The following is a 17560-nucleotide window of genomic DNA, read 5'->3' as shown; positions in this document are numbered from 1 at the left end:
TGCCGAGCTCGACCGAGTTGGACATGTCGGAGCTCGTAGAGAAGACGACGTAGGAGTCGGCCGCCTGGTCGGTGTCCCAGGCGATGTCGATGGTGGTGTTGCCCACGTTGGCGGTCGAGACCGAACCGGGGATGATGGCTGGACCGGCTTGGGTGGTGAAGGAGTAGCCGTCTCCAACGCAGGTCGAAGTGGCCGTCAAACCGGTCGGGCCGGTAGAGCGAACTTGGAAGTAGTAGGTGGTATCAGAATCTAGACCGGACAGGGTCACAGTGTGAACGCCCAGGGTGCTCGGTTCGGATCGCATACTGGCCGAACCGGCGGCAATGGCACCAGAAAAGTCGCAACCAGTGGTCGTCTGATAGTAAACCAACGAATCGGAGGGGAGGTTGGTCTCCCAGGCGATGGTGGCCTGAGTGGTGTAGATGGAGCTAGTGCCTATGGTTGACTGGTCTATAGTTGGTGGCATATCTGAGGCGCCAGGGATGGCACCACCGCCACCTTCGCCGAAATTCATAATGCCATCGGCTTGAGCCTTAACTACCGGAGATTGAAAGGAGGTATTGCCGTTGAGATCACGGGTTAAGACATAATAGTAAGTGGCATTTGAATAGGGGGCATTGTTGTCGGTGAAGTAGTTGACGGTCGAACTAGGGCTTGAGTAAAGAAAATCGAAAGTCTGGCCGTCATTGGTCGACCGATAGATGTCGTAGGCAGCGAAATCGCCTGAAGGCTGGTGGAGGTTGACTTCCTTCCAAGCGAAAAACAAACGATAGTCTGTGAGGCCATCCTTCAAATTAGTAGTGTCCTGAATCATGAAGCTCTGAGGGGTCTCGGCGCTAGTGGCGCTCGTAGTAGCCGAGTGGTTATTGTAGGCGTCGCGATATTGGACATGGATGGTAGTCGGATCATTGGAGACGCTAAAATTTGTGGAGTTAGCGTAGTCTTGCCAGCCCGATGGATCAGCGTTAGAGAAGTTGGAGAAAGCAGACGTGGTGGTAGCATAGCGTACCTGGATCGAGGAGAGATCTGATGCGGAAAAGCCGATCTGTGCTGTGGCGACGTTTGCGACAAGCGGAGTAATTATAACTATTGTCGGGTTACCAGTGATTGAGGGCGCTGTGGTGTCAAGAATATAATCAGACGATACTGCGGAACTGGAAAATCTCGCCGCCTCGCCATCGTTAGCAATAACCCTGATTTTGGCATTTGCTATTCTTTCGATTTGCACTTGCTGAGATGCATTCCACAAAACTTGATGCACAATTGGGGTGCTGGTTGAAGTTGTTGTGGCAGAGGTTGCACCGGAAGATAGACCCAAAGTAATAGGAGCCCAACTTGAGCCATCGAAATATTCATATGAAGGGGTGATCAAACCCGTTCCGGAATCAATATCTTGAACACTGTAATTTATCACCACGTTACCATAGCTAGGGTCAGTTGATGACGTCACCTGTTGGGCTGTAACACTTGAAACTATTGGCGGTTCATTTGCCACATAAGTCAGGTTGATGCTGGACAGAACAGGAGCAATGGCTCCCGCCGACTCTAAAATAACTCGATACTGGAACCATTGATCACCGGACCCGTCATTCATAGGATTGCCGACGGGAATGGTCAGATTGTTGTGGCTTGAAAGGAAGTAATTAACACCGGAACAACCAGCTCCACTATCATCATATCCGCACCAAGCAGACCAGACGTCAGGATTACCATCAGTACTTGTAGCCGTCCGAATTTGAAACTTAATCTGCTCGGTGGTTGAAGTGGCACTCTCTACCCAATCTAATTTACCGATCATGTTAGCGAAACTACCTGAGTCAATCGGACTGGAAATAAGCTCTGCTGACGAAGGGAATGCGTTATAACCGATGGTGACATTATCGAGAGAAGGGGTAGAAGTAGAATTTGAAGTTGAAAGCATGGCCTGATACTGGATAAACCTATGGCCGTTCTGCGCACCCAGGGAGACTAAAGGTGCCCCGCTAGTCGAAGTAGCAGTTCCCCAAGAGGCAGCGCCAATGGTGCTGCTTGAGTTGCTGCTTCTGATTTTAAATGACACGGACTGACCACCAGTCTTGACCCAACTTAAATTATCCCAAGCAGAAACCGGGGCGCCCGTATCAATGATTCCTGATGTATATGTACCATAATTCGCATAATTATAGACTACAGCATTAGCGCTGACACTATCTAGCGTCGGGGTTGTCAGAAGATCTGCCGAAGAATTCAATGTTGCTCTGTAATACAAATATCTGGCATCGGTCGGCGCACAGAATGCGGTCAATGCTACACTGCCACCCGAAGTCGTGTTGTCGGCACCGCATGGACTTGCATCAAATTCTCCGGCGCTTGGTGTGCCGAGAGTATTTTTTCCTATCACCTTAAAGCTTATATTCGAAGCGTTGGCTGCTGTCTCGGAATAAGAAAAACTGTTCCAATTCCAAACAACGCCGCTGCCGCCATCTATATAAGAAATGAATGTGCCCGAGGGTGCGTAAGGCAAACTGCCAAAATTGGTCGTTCCTGGAGTTCCGGAATTAAACCCAGTTCCACCATTAACACTGACGCCTGAGACCGCGGCTCCGGACGCGGTTTTAATTGTAATATTTCCACCACCACCACCACCGGCTTGTCCGCCATTTCCATTGCCGCTTCCCGGTCCACCGTTCCCGCCAACGGCACTTATTAAACCGGAATTATTTATAATCAAAGTCTTCAGAGTAATATTGCCGCCACCGCCACCGCCACCGCCAAACATTCCGATGCCATAACCAGGACCTCCATTAGCGATAATGCGTCCTGCGGAGCCGATATTTATTTGCGTTGCGCCATTTAAAAATAAGATGCCACCGCCACCGCCACCGCCATCAGAGGCGCCAGAATATGCAGAACCGCCACCGCCACCGCCACCATAGCTGCCACCAGCGTAAATATTGCTATCACTGCCACCGCCACCGCCACCGCCGTAGTTGCCACCGTTTCCGCCAGCACCTCCAGCAGGCCAGCCCTGCCCTTCGCCTCCCGTTCCCCCGCTTGCCACACCGCTAGTTCCATTGTTGCCGGCAGCTCCGGCGCGGCCATTACCGCCGCCGCTACCGGCAGTACCGCCAGTTCCTCGACCGCCGATATTGCCACTCAGAGAAAGTACGCCATCAACCGTTACTGCCCCCGTTGTATTTATAGTTACACCCCCCGTACCGGTAACCGTGGTTGTTGCCCCAGCCGCAATAGTGAAAGTCGTATAGTTATGCGTCCCGGAAGCAATTGAACATGTTCCAGAAGGACAATTATAAGCGCCTTCCGCACCGGTTCCGCCGTTGACAGTCGCCGCCAATTGAACGCTAGAACTTGTTCCAGACAGGCCATTGAGCATAGTTGAGGACGTAGCGCCGTAACCCCAGCCGCCCTGCTGATTCAAAGAGGTGATGTTGGATGTATTGTCAGTGGTGGTTGCATTCAAAACATAGCTCGCTCTTAAATACTCGCCTGACGAATTGGCAATATTTAGAAGCTCTCCAGTCGACAATACACGGTTAAAAATCATGAAGTCATCTACTCCACCCCAGGGTTGATTACCAGCGGAATCATTGCCAATATATTTTATGTCTGCCGTACTTTTACCAGCGGCCGTACCGACCAGGAATCCATCAATGTAAAATTGAGTGCTGGCGCCACTACCAACTGCCGCCAGATGATGCCACCCACTTAAAGGCGTTACATCAAAAGAGGCGTCCCTAAACACCCCGCCAATCATAGTGCCAAGATGTCCATTGCTTTTCTGCACCAAAACCTGGTAATCGGATGGCGATGAGGTGCTTTGACTCAATACATTATAAGAACCTAAGCCAGTCGAAGTAAGGGGAAAATTTACAAAACTGGCCATGGTCCAATTGGCGCCGGTAGTTACTGGATTTGCATATGAGCCATATTGCCCAGACACAGAGTTTAAGGCCTGCGAATACTTTGCACTAGACGTATAGGCCGACGGTTGATCCATAATACTTACGCAATCCAGATTATTGGCCGTATTTACACCAGTCCAGCCGCCACTGGCTCCAAAGATAAAAGATATGGTGCTTGTGCCCGCTGGAACAGCAGTTGTAGGAGTGCCATTTACTTGAACCGACAACGTTGAATACGGACCGGGAGCGGTCAAAGCGTAGGTTAGAACCCCTGGGTTGGTTAAATTTACAGTCTGCTGAATCGTTATAGTAGTTCCTGCAGCACTTATCATGACAGTCAAGCCCTTTATACCGCATTGATGTGTGGTGTCAACGGCTGTAAAGTTGCTGCCTTTATTTATTGTCCAACCGTTAGTATTAACCTCAAAACCTCCGTTCGTCACCCGTTCGACTGAGGCTGCATTATTGGTAATAGCAAGGTTGTTATTATTACCGCTAAAATCGGCGCCGTCATTATTAAAATGATGCCCACCAATCAACCCTGTACCCGAATAATCAAGTTTGACAGAAGCGCCAGTGCCAGCGCCCAGTATCACCGTTGAAGAAGTAGAGCGGCCGATTAGATTAAAGCCGTCATTAGTATTTTCGTCCGTGTTCTGAAAAATTGAATTTAAAACAGAATTCAAAGAGATTCCTCCACCGGCTAAAAAGCGGATAGAGGAGGATGCCGAAAAATATTTTGACCATCCCAGCGATTCAGCTGACGTAGTAGCAGAATCTTGGCCGCCCAACCAGCTAGATTGCGCGAAACTTTTTGTTGCTGCCCAAGTCGGCAACTTTCCACCAAAAAGAAGGTTTGTAACCAACGAAGTTGTTACCGACACGATTACGATTGCGGTTACGCCAGCTGCCGAGAATAGCCTAACTCTACCCCGAACCTTCTTGTAGGACGCATAGGAAAATGGACAACTTCTGAGTTCCCTCTGACGAAAAAAAAGATTAAATGAATCTCCGGGGTCGTCCAAAAGTACGATAAAAAATTTAAACAGGTCGGTCACCACCTGCCAGAATACCAAGTAGACATTCAAGCTGATAATGCCGAAATAAAAAATGCTCGAAGCATAGGGCTGATTCAGCCGCTGCTCGAGCTTTTGGGCTAACTTAAATTCGATTCCCTGGACTTTGCTTTGGAGCCAGTAAAATATTCTGATCATGTATGATAAAATACTCGGTTGGAGTTAATTTATTATAACATATTTTTAGTATACAAAAAACTTTTAAACGCCGTATATTTCTTGCCATCAGCCGAATAATATCTTACTATTATCGGGCAAACGATCTTTATTCAAAAAACAACGAGGAGGTGGAGCATGACCGAAACGACTGAAAGTCCGGCCTTGAACATCAAAAACTGCCAGGCCTCTTTTCCCCTGATCCAAGGAGGGATGGGCGTCGGAGTGTCTCTGGCACCCTTGGCAGCGGCTGTAGCTAACGAAGGCGGCATCGGCATCATTTCAAGTGCCTGCCTTGACCGGCTCGTCTCCCGAAGGACCGGCCAAAAACTGGACTCATACCAAGCCATGATCGAAGAAGTCGCCTTGGCTCGCCGGCTATGCACCGGCGGACTGATCGGAGTCAACATCATGTTCGCTCTTCAGCGCGATTTCGAAGCCAGTGTCCGCGGCGCCATCGACGTCGGGGCTGACCTGATCATCTGCGGTGCCGGCCTGCCGCTCAACCTGCCGGCCATCAAGAACCCGGGACGCACTGCTCTGGTCCCGATTGTCTCGTCCGCCAGAGCTTTGGAACTAATCTGCAAGAAATGGGAGAAGCTCGGCTACCGTCCTGACGCTGCCGTACTCGAAGGCCCCTTGGCTGGCGGGCATCTCGGCTTCAAGATCGAAACAGTCGATGATCCGAACAACCGCCTCGAAGTCCTGCTGCCCCAAGTCCTGGAAACTGCCCACCAATTCGGCGACTTCCCGATTATCGCGGCCGGTGGCATCTTCGACCGATCCGACATAATGAGCTGCCTCGACCAAGGTGCTGCCGGGGTTCAAATGGGCACCCGCTTCCTGGTCGCCGTCGAGTCAAGCGCCACGCTTGACTACAAGCTGGCAGCCATCAAGGCGACAACAGAAGACCTGGTGGTCGCTACCGATCCGGGATCGCCCTGCGGTCTGCCTTTCCGGCTGATCTCATCATCAACGATGTACCAGCAAGCCTTATCGGGCCGATGCCAACCGCTTTGCGATAAGGGCTATGTCCTGCAGCGCGACAAAGACGGGCATTTCACCCAATGCCCGGCCAAAATCGACGCCAACAGGCACTTCTGCATCTGCAATGGCCTCTTGAACAGCGCTGGTTACCAGGATGATCCGCGAGGCTCCCTCTACACCGTCGGCACCAACGCTTACCGGCTCGAAAAGATCGAACCGGTGCACATTATCATGAACCAACTCAAAGGGCTCGCCTAAGCGAGCCCTTTTTTCATATCTTCAGTATCTATAATTATTTGCCCATCTTGGCCAAGCGCTTGGCCTCATTCTCATCCAGAACCATCTTGCGGATGCGGATGTTCAAAGGCGTCACCTCGACCAATTCATCGTCGCCGATGTACTCCAGAGCGTCTTCCAGCCCCATTTCCTTCGGGGCGTTGAAATGTTCAGCCACGCCGTCACCTTTGGAACGCATATTGGAAAGCTCCTTGGCTTTGCAAACGTTGACGCGCAAGTCGCCGCCGCGGGAGTGCTGACCGATGACCTGGCCCTTGTAGACCGTGACTGCCGGACTGATAAACAAAGTACCGCGATCCTGGACATTGGTCAGGCCATAAAGGTTCGAAGCGCCGCTTTCGAAGGCGACCAGTGAACCTTGCTCGCGCTCGCGCCAGTTGCCTGGGTCGGGAGCGAATTGCTCGAACATGCTATTCATAATGCCGAATCCGCGAGTATCAACGATGAACTCACTGCGATAGCCGAACAAGCCGCGTGTCGGAATGACGAATTCCAGGAAGGTGATACCGTTTTCCAGGCGCATTTCCTGCAATTGGCCGTTACGGCTACCCAATTTCTGGATGACCGCGCCCGATGAGACTTCCGGGACTTCGATGAAAACACGTTCGAAAGGCACCAGATTCTTTCCATCTACCACTTTGACGATGACCTGCGGGCGGGCAACCTGGATTTCATAACCTTCACGGCGCAAGCGCTCGATCAGGATGGCCAAGTGCAGTTCGCCGCGGCCGGAGACGAGCCAGCTTGTGCCCTCACCTGGTTCTATGCGCAGGGCCATGTCGGTCTCGAGCTCTTTCATCAAGCGTTCATTGATCTGGCGCGAAGTAGTGAACTTGCCTTCCTTGCCGGCAAAAGGTGAGTCATTGATCATGAAGCTCATCTTGACGGTCGGCTCTTCCAATTTCAAAACAGGCAAAGCTTCCGGGGTGAGTGGGTCAGCCACAGTTTCGCCGATCGTGGCGTCAGTGATACCGGCTAAGGCGACGATATCGCCCGCCTGGGCCTCTTTGACTTCCATCTTGCCCAAGCCTTCGAATGACATCAAGGAAGTTATGCGGCATTTTTTGGATTGGCCTTCGCGATTGATGTGGACCACTTCCTGTGCTGCGGCTATCTTGCCGCGATAAATACGGCCGATAGCGATGCGTCCTTTATAATTGTCGGCACCGATGGTGGTAATCAGCATCTGCAAAGGCGCTTCGGTATCGACTTTCGGTGCTGGCACATATTTCAGTATAGCTTCAAAAATCGGGCTGATGTCCGTCATTTTGGCAAGATCCGGTTCATTGCCAGCCAACCCTTGCTTAGCCGAAGCGTAGACGACCGGAAAGTCAGCCAAGTCGTCGTCAGCCCCCAGCTCGATAAAGAGGTCGAAAGTCGCATTCAAGACATAGTCCGGACGAGCGTCAGGCTTGTCGATCTTGTTGATGACCACGATGACACGATGCTTCATCTCCAACGCCTTACGCAAGACGAAACGGGTCTGAGGCATCGGCCCCTCTTTGGCATCGACTAACAGCAGCACGCCATCAGCCATTGACAGGACGCGCTCCACTTCGCCGCCGAAATCGGCATGGCCCGGAGTATCGATGATATTAACTTTAGTCCCCTGCCAATTGACCGAAGCGTTTTTTGAAAAAATAGTGATGCCACGCTCTTTCTCCAGCTCATTGGAATCCATGATCAGGTCCGAATTACCGCCGTCCTTACCGAGTTCGGTCTTGGATTGGCGTAGCAAAGCATCCACAAGCGTAGTTTTGCCGTGGTCAACGTGAGCGATTATCGCGACATTGCGTAAATTGAGATTTTCCATATTATATTTCCGAACAAAAAAACTGCCGTTAGAGACGGTCAGTATTGATTTATAGCTAAAAAACTATACCGCAATTTTTAATTTTTGTCAAATAGGCCGAGCGACCGTCAAAATTTAATAATGATAGGTCTTGCCGATGGCAATTGTGACTGCACGGTAGAGCTGCTCCGCCAAGACTACCCTCACCAGTTCGTGGGGCAAAGTCAGGCGCGACAAGGCCAGATGATTCTTGTGCTCAGTCAGTATTTCCGGTGCAAAACCGAGACTGCCGCCGATTACCAGGACCAGCTCTTGGTCCATTTTTTGCCAATACTCCGATAACTCGCTAGAAGTATATTCCTTGCCCCGCTCATCTAGAAGCATTACCGCTGTCTGCTTGCGGCCTGACAGATATTCCCGCAAGCGTTCGGCTTCTACCCTTTTCGTTTTCTGGTGGTTGTCTTCTGCAAAGCTTTCGGCCTTGAGTTCGACGACTTCAACCTTGGCATAGGGCTTAAGCCGTTTCAGGTATTCCGAAACGGCAGCCACGTAATGAGCCTCTTTTACCTTGCCGAAAGCGACTATTGTTACAGGTGACAGCATCTAGTCTAATGAGGGGTTGATTTCCAAAAAGCTGGCGGTCGTTCTTAATGGCTCCGGATCCTCGAACTCATCAGCCGCAGTAGATTTGACCGCTGCGGTTTCTTCTTGCCTAGCCACGTCGCTCTTCTTGAATTTGACCGACAAGATCGGCTCGTAAGACTGATTCTTGGTGTCGACTATCTCCTCGATCTGCTCGCCGTTCATCAATTTGGTCAGGGCGATATCCGAAAGCATGGTGGTCTGCTCTTCCAGTTCGGTTTTGAGTTCATCTAATTTGTTCAGCTCGCTGGCATACTCCAGCTTGATGGCGTCCTCGATCTGCTTCTTTTTCAGCTTCAAGGCCTCGAGCTGATCCTTGGCTTGCTGGAATTCCTGCGAATTTGCCAGGGCGTCTCTATATGAGGACCTGATATCTTTCTGCTGTTTTTTGACCACCTGGATCTGATTGAAAACTTCCTGCAAGCTTTTCATATTTTTTATCGCTTTTTAATAATAAAATACAGGCTCTCGGCCTTTCACACAGTCTAGCACATTTTTTCGTTGATAATCAATGAGACATGGTAGCGGTTTCGTGTTATAATAATGGCAACTAAACAAACATCATGAAAAAAACCATCATCATCAGCCTGCTCTCCTTGGTTCTGGCCACCGGATGCGGCAGCGCTGCCAGCAAAACGACGCCGGGCAAACCTGCCGGGCAAAACCAGTCGCCGACCACCAGGACTATCGATATCACGAACTTCGCCTTCCAGCCCGCAACGATCACGATTAACGCCGGCGACACGATCGTTTGGACCAACCGCGACTCAGTTTCCCACAACATTAAAGGCCAAGGACTATCTTCACCCACGATGCCAGCCAACGGTATACACAAACAGCTCTTCAGCAAATCCGGCAGCTACGACTACGCCTGCGGCTTGCATCCCGATATGAAAGGAAAAGTGATCGTCCAATAAAAAAAGCCCGCCTCCCGGCGGGTTTTTTAATCGTCCAATAGCAGATGCCCGACAGCGGCAAAGACTAACAAGACGATGCCGCTGTAGACTTGGGCGTGCCAAAGATAGCCGCGGCTCTTAAGATCTGCCGGCACGTACTTGATCTTTAGTACCAGCCCCCAAAAGCCCTGCCATGCCATAAGCACGAGTACCGCTTGCAGGACAAGATTGTCCCGCCAACTGCCAGTCAGATAACAATGCCCGAAAATAGAAGCCACGGCCAAGGCACCTAGCCAGCCGTGGCTTTTGTTGAGATAATAAAGCGCCCTGCCCAACAGAGTTTTCAAGGGCAGCGGGTTAGTGTTAAGCGGCTGCAGCCGCTGCCAAAAGCCGCCGTTGGCGAGCAAAAGTTTCAATAGCGTGCGGGCATAAATCAATATGATCAGTATCAAGCCGACAACGCCGAGGCTTTCGCCGGCATCGCCGCCGAAAAATCCGCGCTGATAGCCCGTTGTTGGACGCGTCAGCTGCCACGCCCCTAGTGCCAATGCTAGAAATACAGAAAAAATGAACCAACTAATGAGCTTGCTTTTTCGGATAACCATATCTTATTTTTTACGCCACAAGGCCAACCAGAAGTTGCGCTTGTAACTGCGGTTATTCATGCGAGTATAGCTGCTCTTCTTATCGAGATGAAGCAGTTCGAAATGACGGGTGTAAAGAGCGAGCAGGTCTTCGCGGCTGAAGACCCTCTCAGTCAACCCCAGTTCGGCCATAACATAAGTGTCTGGCTCGGGCCCGGGCTGTTTTACCAGAAGCTCCTTGGCGTTTTTGTCTCCCTCTTTGCATAACGTCTTCAGAACCAGGAACGCCCCCGGCTTAAGCACTCTTGCCAGCTCAGCGAAATAGGCTTCCCTTTCAGCTGACAGAAGAGAGTTAGATGAGGTAATATCGATTGCCAGGTCTACCGATAAATCTTCGAGGGGCAGGCGGTCAGCCATGCTTTGCTCATGATATTCAGCCGAGACACCGAGAGCCTGCGCCCGCTCCCGGGCCAGCCTTACTGCAGTCGGGGCGATCTCGACGCCAACTACGGAATTGCCTAATTCGGCCAGGTAATTGCCATTACGGCCAGTACCGGAGCCCAAGTCCAGGACCTTTAGTCCAGTTTGTTCGAGGCCGTATTTTTTCTTGAGCACGCGCAACAGCCGCAAAACATCGTTCTGCGGCTCCTCGCCCTTGGTCACCAATTGCGGCGACCGGTATTCATTTTCCCAAACCTGTTTCTGTGCCATGTGCGTATCGCTCCAATTTATTATATTTTACCATATTGAATCTAAAGAAAAAGGCCGGCTCCAGAAGAGGAGCCGGCTTTAAAGCGTCTTTGCTCTGCCGCTTATTTGCGCGGACGGGCGATTCTGGTCAAAGCTTCCATGTACTTCTCGGCGGTCTTGGCCACGATTTCCGGAGGCAGCGGCGGTGCCGGTGCGGTTTTGCCCCAGTCGAGCGTCTCGAGGTAGTCCCTCAGGAACTGTTTGTCGAAAGAAGGCTGCGGTCCCCCAGGCTTGTACTGGTCCTTGGGCCAGAAACGGCTGGAGTCGGGGGTCATGCACTCATCGATGATGATCAGCTGGCCGTCGTAAATGCCGAACTCGAACTTGGTGTCAGCGATGATAATGCCCCTGGTGTTGGCGATGTCGCGAGCTCGGGAATAGATGTTGAGGCTGGCGCGGCGGACGTCGCAGGCGATGTCGTACCCGACCAGATCAACCATGCGGTCGAACGAGATGTTCTCGTCGTGGGTGCCGAGCTCGGCTTTGGTCGAAGGGGTGAAGATCGGCTCGTCGAGGCGGTCGGATTCGACCAGGCCGGTCGGCAGTTTGATGCCGCAGATGGACCCGGTCGCCTTGTAATCCTTCCAGCCGGAGCCGGAAATGTAGCCGCGTACGATGCACTCGGCCGCTAAAGGCTGAGCTTTCTTCACCAGCATGGAACGGCCGGCCAGGAGATGGGCGTACTTGTGGCACTCCTCAGGGAAATCGTCCGTGCAGATGGAGATCATGTGGTTCGGGATAATCTCTTCCATCTGATCGAACCAGAAGGCGGACAGCTGGTTCAGGACGTAGCCTTTGGACGGCACCGGTTCGCCCATGATGACGTCGAAGGCCGAAATCCGGTCAGTCGTGACGATCAGCAATGTCTCGCCCAGGTCGTAGATATCGCGGACTTTGCCGCGGCCAGCCAGCTTCAGATCGGGAAAATCGGTTTGCAGTAATGGCAGTCTGTTCATGTACTCCTCCTTTGGTGGGTGCTGCGGTTAGTTGGCCAGGATTACGGCTTGTTTTTGGACGGAAGCGGAATGAGGCCGTTCTCGTCGAGTACGGCTTCCTGGATGAGCTTCTTGGCGGTACTGTCGACATAGGCCGCGTAATTCATCATCGGCTGCGGCTTGTTCTCGATCAGCCTGAAAATGGCGTTGAGCTGCACGGCGGCCAAGGTCGCGTTCTCGATGCTGTGGCTCACGCTCGACCGGTTGAGGCCGCAGGTTAACACGACCGTGCCCTTGGGCAGGTCCTCGATGGCGCTTCTGGCTGCTTCGTCGAGCGGGACGGCGATGATGACATGGCCGAGCTTTCCGCCGTTGCGCAAGAGCGAGCTCATAATGCCCGGTGCGGCGAATGACATGCCGCCGATCATCAAGATTACCCGTTCTTCGATAGTCTTGGCCAGCTCCTCGAACTCGCCGCCGATGTTGCGGTGGCAAGAAGCGATCGTAACCTTATAGGTCACGCCGATCTTCCTTAGTATGGCCAGTACCTTATTGGCCTGTTCCGCATCCGATTCGCTGCCCATCATTACCCTGATGTCGATTTCGTTCATACCTCCTCCTCTCATTGTTCCTGGATTTGACTTCCTTTTTTTCTAATGCCTGACTTCGCTTGTTTAAAGACCAAAAAAAATAACAAACCTCGTTTCCAAGGATGCTAAGCTAATATAACGGAAAAACCGGCAAAATACAAGCTTTTTTCCGCCACCCACTTGTCAAGCTTTCCAGCATCTGCTAGTATACCCCCATAGGGTATATAAACAACAAACTATGAAGCAGATTATTCCGGCCGAAGATCCGTCGGTCAAAAAACTTTTGAACCGCCTAGCGCGCCTCGAGGGACAGATCAAGGGTGTCAGGCGGATGATCGAATCAGGCGACAGCTGCAGCGGCATCATTACCCAGTTGTCGGCAGTGAAGCAGGCGGCCGCCGGATTGGCCATGGAGCTTCTGGAAAATGAGGTTCTCTGCCGCCTGGATCGCGGTGAACCGATAGATAAGAAGCACCTCGAAGCCATCATAAAGATGAAATGATCAAATTAATGAATTTTTAATCTACTGCTAGTATCTTAAAGAAATAACAAATAATCGAGATTATGAGCAAGACAATCAATCTGACCGACAAAACCTTTGAAAATGAAGTCATCAAATCCGACCTGCCTGTGCTGGTCGATTTCTGGGCTCCTTGGTGCGGGCCCTGCCGCATGATGGCCCCGATACTGGACGACCTTTCGACGGAGCTTGATGGCAAAATCAAGATCACCAAGCTTGATGTCGAAAACATGGATCACGCCGAACTCGCTGGCAAATACAACATCCAAAGCATTCCCAATATGAAACTCTTCAAGAACGGGCAGGTCGTCAAGGAATTCGTCGGCTACCGCGACCAAGAGACCTTTGCCAAGGAATTGGCCGAAGCCATCGCTTAACCCCTAACTTATCCAAATATGCAAAATTACAACCCTTTAGCCTCTGCTCTCGAGCAGCTAGGTCAGGTTAATCATTTCCTAAAAATTAATCCGAATATCTTCGCCCAACTCCAGGCACCGGAGCGATTTATCGAAGTCTCGATTCCGGTCAGAATGGATGACGGAACCACTCGCGTCTTTACCGGCTTCCGTTCGCAATGGAACAGCGCGAGAGGCGCTTACAAGGGCGGCATCCGTTTTCACCCGGGCGTCAACGAGAACGAGGTCAAGGCGCTTTCAGCCTGGATGACCTGGAAAACAGCCGTCTTAAACTTGCCCCTCGGCGGTGGCAAAGGCGGAATCATCGTCAACCCCAGAGAGCTTTCTTCGGGCGAGTTGGAGCGGTTGTCACGCGGTTACATTCGTGCCCTACACCGCAATATCGGTCCCGACCTCGACGTTCCGGCCCCCGACGTCAATACCAATGCCCAAATCATGGCCTGGATGCTTGATGAATACGAAACCATTATAGGCGCTCACCGCCCCGGTACTATTACTGGCAAGCCTTTATCGATCGGCGGTTCCAAGGTGCGCGACTACGCCACGGCCCAAGGTGCGTTTTACGTCCTTGAAGCTGCGGCGCACAAGCTCGGACTGAAGAAGCACGCTACCATCGCCATCCAAGGCTTCGGCAATGCCGGCAGCCACATGGCCCAGCTCTTACAGGAGGCTGGCTATAAAATACTGACCGTCAGCGATTCCAAGTGCTCCATCCATAACGCGATGGGCCTGGATGTCGAAGCGGTGCGCCGGCACAAAGAAAGTTCCGGCTCAGTCGCCGACTGCATCGGAACTGAGAACGACGATCCTGATAACGTCATAACATATGATGTCGACATCCTGATTCCCGCAGCTCTGGAAAATGCCATTACTGCAAAAAATGCTGACCAAGTCAAAGCTAAATTGATAATCGAGATGGCCAATGGCCCAACTTCGCCTGAGGCCGAAAAAATACTCAACGAAAAAGGCGTCGTAATCGTCCCCGACATCCTGGCGAATGCTGGCGGCGTGACCGTCAGCTATTTGGAGCAAGTACAGAATGCTTACGGCTACTATTGGGAGGAGTCAGAGGTCCTGGAGAAACTCAGCAAGATGATGCACGAAGCCTTCGAATCAGTTTGGGCTGAAAAGGAAAAATACGGCACGACTTTTCGTCTCGGTGCCTATGCCCTAGCCGTTGAAAGAGTGGCCCAAGCTATGGCCGATCGCGGCAAAAGCTAAACTTTTAAAACAAGAATAAAAAGCGCCCCGAGAATCGGGTCTCTTTTTATTGATAAAATTTTTATTATTTATTGGCTTACATTAAACAAACTCATGGGTTAGGTCTTGACAAAATCTCAAAAAAATGTATAATTAAGTGTCTATTAAATAACTACACCTATGGCACGACTAATCTTCGGCTATTTCATCATCCTGATCGGTTTTGCCGGATTGATCCTGCCGATCATCCCCGGCATCATCCTTCTGGTCGTCGGCCTCAATCTGGTAACAGACGAAGGCGGCAAAAAGATCGTCCAGGAACTGAAAGAATACAAGCCCTTCAGCTGGCTCCTGGCAAAAATAGAAGCTTAAAAAATCTCGGACAAAAGGCCGAGATTTTTTAATGGGCGCCTCATCAGTTCTTCAAATATTCTTCAAGTGATGATGAGGACAGCATCATTATCTCTTCAACAGGAATAGCATCTTCTTTGCGGAACTGACCGACACGAGTACGTTCCAGAGAAGACATATAAGCTTTCGTGCCCAAGGCTTCGCCGATATCTCGAGCCAGGCTACGGATATAGGTCCCTGGGCCGGTCACGACCCTGATGCTCAACTCCGGCCACTCACAACCGAGCAGCTCAATTTCCTTGATGAGCACCGTCCTGGCCCTAAGCTCCAATGCCTGGCCTTTTCTAGCCATCTTGTACGCCGTCTTGCCGCCGACCTTAATCGCGCTGTAGGCCGGCGGAACTTGCTCGATCTCTCCGACGAATTTTTGCAAAACTTCATTTATTGTTTCTACCGAAGGCGGGTCGATAATCGGTCCGTCCGACTTATCACCCTCGGCATCGTCGGTGGTACTGCCCTGTCCTATACGGACGCCCGCCACATATTCCTTCTCGCTCTCAACTATCGCTTGAAGCTGTTTTGTCGACTCGCGGCCGACCGCCACGACCAAAACTCCGCACGCAAGCGGATCAAGCGTACCGGCATGGCCGACCCTCTTTTCTCCGGTCACTCGACGAATCCGGTTGACGATATCATGCGAAGTCGGACCGACCGGCTTATAGACACCGAAAATTCTCGGCTTCGACGCTTGATTGGTAGGTGCCGCCATGATTAGAAATTGATTTCGGTGTTAGGCAATGCTCCGCGAGCTCGTTCGATTTCGGATGATGCCAAAGGGTTGCCAGTGAGGTTCAAGACACGCAGATTCTTCCAGCCAAGAAGATTCTCCGGTAATTTAGCGATCCGGTTGCCAGACAGGTCAAGCGTGCCTAATTTAGGCAGCTGCAACAGCGTCTGCGGCACTTCGCGATACAGGTTCCCTGCTAGCGAAAGACGCTCAAGGTTGGCCAGTTCGGCGATTTCATTAGGCATGGTATCGATCTGGTTCTTGCCATAATCGATAACCTTAAGGTTGCGCAGCTGGCCGATTTCGGCCGGAATGCCGGTCATCTGATTATTGCTGGCATCAAGAGATTCAAGGCCCTTCCACTTGCCCATTTCCGAGGGCAAAGCGCCAGTGAGACGGTTGCCGGAAACGTTAAACGAAGTCACGCCTGACTGATTGAAAATGGCAGTTGATAAGCTCGACATGTTTTTTCCGCTCAAATCGACAGTGCTGCCAGATGTAACGGCTGGATTATTGTCCCCTGCCGGTTTTCCGATACCGTCAGTCGATCGAGGTTGAGTGTTCACGATGTTGCAACCGGACAATAAGATGCCGAATGCTGCGAACAGTAATAAATTCTTTTTCATGTGATAATTTAGTATTAACAGGATCGATCCGATTTACTTTAGATTGACCCTGACGCTGGACACTCCCAGCTCTAGGTTCAACTCGACTTTCTTATCTGCCTTGTCAAAATCCTTAGTCGCATAAACATTGTCGCCGATCTCATCGAATCCAGGAAGATCGACGCTGGTCAGGGCTGATTTCAAAACAGCCTTTACGCCGACGTTTTTCGGCACCTCGATGTCAACCGAACTTGCGCCAGCATTGATGTCAATCTTGGCATAAGCCGGCTTGTCCCCCAAGGATAGATCGACCGACGAGGCTCCGGTGTTGATCTTGACCGACTCCGCAATCACTCGAGTCAAGTCGAGTTCGAGCGAAGCCGCCCCTCCGTCTATCGTCAGTTCGACTGGGATATCCTTAGTGATCACCGCTGATAAGTCATTTTTCCAGCCGCCCATCATCATGCCTCCCCGGCCAGAAGCCTCTACTAGCGCTTCCTGTCGGCCATCGGCGATTTTGGAACTGGTGGCGATTTCGGTGAAGTTCGATTCTAGCTTGCCTTCAATCAGCTGTTCGGTCCCGCCCTGGACGACCATCCTGCCTGCTCCGCCCCTGAGCGTGATATTGGCGCGCTTAGCCTCCGCCTCCCTGTTGATGGAATATGGCACGCTACCGATTGCCGGACGCTGCTCCTGCCAATATCCGCGGCTGCGCATCATGGTCGGCCCGAAGCTGGCCGGCCCGCTCCAGAACATCAGGCCGATCAGGACCAATACAGCCACAGTCACGATCGTACCGATGATAGCCGAGACCCAGCCAGAACCAGACATCAGGGATAACCCGATCAAAATGACTACGATCGGCCAAAAAAGAGACCAATCGATGCGGATGTCATACGGCAGCCAGCCGGCGTTCCTGGCCAAGAAGGCTAGGCCGAACATGATGACGATCAAGCCGAACAAAAGACGCCCGAAATTGAAACCATGCCTGCCATAATGATGGTGGTGCACTTCACGGATCTTTTCTTCTGCCGCTTTCGGCTGCTCGGCAGCATTATTGTTGTTAGAATTCAT

At 51.6% G+C, this 17560-nt stretch carries 17 protein-coding genes; 6 read left to right on the top strand and 11 right to left on the bottom strand.

From position 1 onward, the window contains the following. On the bottom strand, positions 1 to 5116 hold a 5116-nt coding region (locus tag HGA34_02760; protein NTW22448.1), incomplete at its 3' end, for a hypothetical protein. Between the two features lie 156 nt (positions 5117 to 5272). Between HGA34_02760 and HGA34_02755 the strand changes: the two genes are divergently transcribed. Then, entirely contained in the window at positions 5273 to 6379 is a 1107-nt protein-coding gene (locus HGA34_02755; GenBank protein NTW22447.1) for a nitronate monooxygenase, read from the top strand. A 34-nt stretch (positions 6380 to 6413) separates the two neighbouring features. Here the strand turns inward: HGA34_02755 and typA are convergent, their stop codons facing one another. From typA to HGA34_02740, 3 genes are all read right to left on the bottom strand, one after another. After that, positions 6414 to 8231: a translational GTPase TypA gene (typA, locus tag HGA34_02750; protein NTW22446.1), complete on the bottom strand. Its 1818-nt coding sequence runs from the start codon at positions 8229 to 8231 to the stop codon at positions 6414 to 6416. 114 nt (positions 8232 to 8345) lie between these two features. Further along, positions 8346 to 8813, bottom strand: coding sequence for a 23S rRNA (pseudouridine(1915)-N(3))-methyltransferase RlmH (locus HGA34_02745; GenBank protein ID NTW22445.1), 468 nt, complete (start codon positions 8811 to 8813; stop codon positions 8346 to 8348). Continuing rightward, positions 8814 to 9284, bottom strand: coding sequence for a hypothetical protein (locus HGA34_02740; protein NTW22444.1), 471 nt, complete (start codon positions 9282 to 9284; stop codon positions 8814 to 8816). Positions 9285 to 9415: 131 nt separating this feature from the next. On the opposite strand from HGA34_02740, the gene HGA34_02735 reads away from it, so the two are divergent. Then, positions 9416 to 9769 carry a copper-binding protein gene (locus HGA34_02735; protein ID NTW22443.1) on the top strand — a complete coding sequence of 118 codons (354 nt, stop codon included), beginning with the start codon at positions 9416 to 9418 and terminating at the stop codon, positions 9767 to 9769. A 26-nt stretch (positions 9770 to 9795) separates the two neighbouring features. On the opposite strand, the gene HGA34_02730 is transcribed toward HGA34_02735, so the two are convergent. The 4 genes from HGA34_02730 to HGA34_02715 form a co-directional block, all read right to left on the bottom strand. Continuing rightward, positions 9796 to 10353: a hypothetical protein gene (locus HGA34_02730; protein NTW22442.1), complete on the bottom strand. Its 558-nt coding sequence runs from the start codon at positions 10351 to 10353 to the stop codon at positions 9796 to 9798. Positions 10354 to 10356: 3 nt separating this feature from the next. Beyond that, the gene (locus HGA34_02725) at positions 10357 to 11043 is read right to left on the bottom strand and encodes a class I SAM-dependent methyltransferase (protein ID NTW22441.1); all 687 of its coding nucleotides are present in this window, start codon (positions 11041 to 11043) and stop codon (positions 10357 to 10359) included. Between the two features lie 101 nt (positions 11044 to 11144). Next, positions 11145 to 12038, bottom strand: a complete 894-nt coding sequence (locus HGA34_02720) for a phosphoribosylaminoimidazolesuccinocarboxamide synthase (protein NTW22440.1) — start codon at positions 12036 to 12038, stop codon at positions 11145 to 11147. 41 nt (positions 12039 to 12079) lie between these two features. Next, the gene (locus tag HGA34_02715) at positions 12080 to 12628 is read right to left on the bottom strand and encodes a hypothetical protein (protein NTW22439.1); all 549 of its coding nucleotides are present in this window, start codon (positions 12626 to 12628) and stop codon (positions 12080 to 12082) included. Between the two features lie 217 nt (positions 12629 to 12845). On the opposite strand from HGA34_02715, the gene HGA34_02710 reads away from it, so the two are divergent. The 4 genes from HGA34_02710 to HGA34_02695 all read left to right on the top strand — a co-directional run bounded on the left by HGA34_02710 (position 12846) and on the right by HGA34_02695 (position 15115). Continuing rightward, positions 12846 to 13109 carry a metal-sensitive transcriptional regulator gene (locus HGA34_02710; GenBank protein ID NTW22438.1) on the top strand — a complete coding sequence of 88 codons (264 nt, stop codon included), beginning with the start codon at positions 12846 to 12848 and terminating at the stop codon, positions 13107 to 13109. A 62-nt stretch (positions 13110 to 13171) separates the two neighbouring features. Further along, on the top strand, positions 13172 to 13504 hold the full coding sequence (gene trxA, locus HGA34_02705) for a thioredoxin (protein ID NTW22437.1): 333 nt from the start codon (positions 13172 to 13174) through the stop codon (positions 13502 to 13504). 18 nt (positions 13505 to 13522) lie between these two features. Then, positions 13523 to 14764 (top strand): Glu/Leu/Phe/Val dehydrogenase, encoded by a 1242-nt coding sequence (locus HGA34_02700; GenBank protein NTW22436.1) that lies wholly within the window; start codon positions 13523 to 13525, stop codon positions 14762 to 14764. A 159-nt stretch (positions 14765 to 14923) separates the two neighbouring features. Continuing rightward, positions 14924 to 15115, top strand: coding sequence for a hypothetical protein (locus HGA34_02695; GenBank protein NTW22435.1), 192 nt, complete (start codon positions 14924 to 14926; stop codon positions 15113 to 15115). Positions 15116 to 15158: 43 nt separating this feature from the next. Here HGA34_02695 and truB read toward each other — a convergent pair whose 3' ends face one another. From truB to HGA34_02680, 3 genes are read right to left on the bottom strand one after another with little or no spacing between them, the layout of a single operon-like run. Beyond that, positions 15159 to 15863: a tRNA pseudouridine(55) synthase TruB gene (gene truB / locus HGA34_02690; protein ID NTW22434.1), complete on the bottom strand. Its 705-nt coding sequence runs from the start codon at positions 15861 to 15863 to the stop codon at positions 15159 to 15161. A 2-nt stretch (positions 15864 to 15865) separates the two neighbouring features. Next, entirely contained in the window at positions 15866 to 16507 is a 642-nt protein-coding gene (locus tag HGA34_02685) for a leucine-rich repeat domain-containing protein (protein ID NTW22433.1), read from the bottom strand. A 33-nt stretch (positions 16508 to 16540) separates the two neighbouring features. Next, positions 16541 to 17560: a hypothetical protein gene (locus HGA34_02680; protein NTW22432.1), complete on the bottom strand. Its 1020-nt coding sequence runs from the start codon at positions 17558 to 17560 to the stop codon at positions 16541 to 16543.

The sequence above is a fragment of the Candidatus Falkowbacteria bacterium genome (assembly GCA_013336275.1).
GTDB lineage: Bacteria > Patescibacteriota > Patescibacteriia > Patescibacteriales > GWE2-39-37 > JAAXUA01.
Note: the sequence above shows the minus strand (reverse complement) of the source record. Positions and strands in the feature narration are given on the sequence as shown.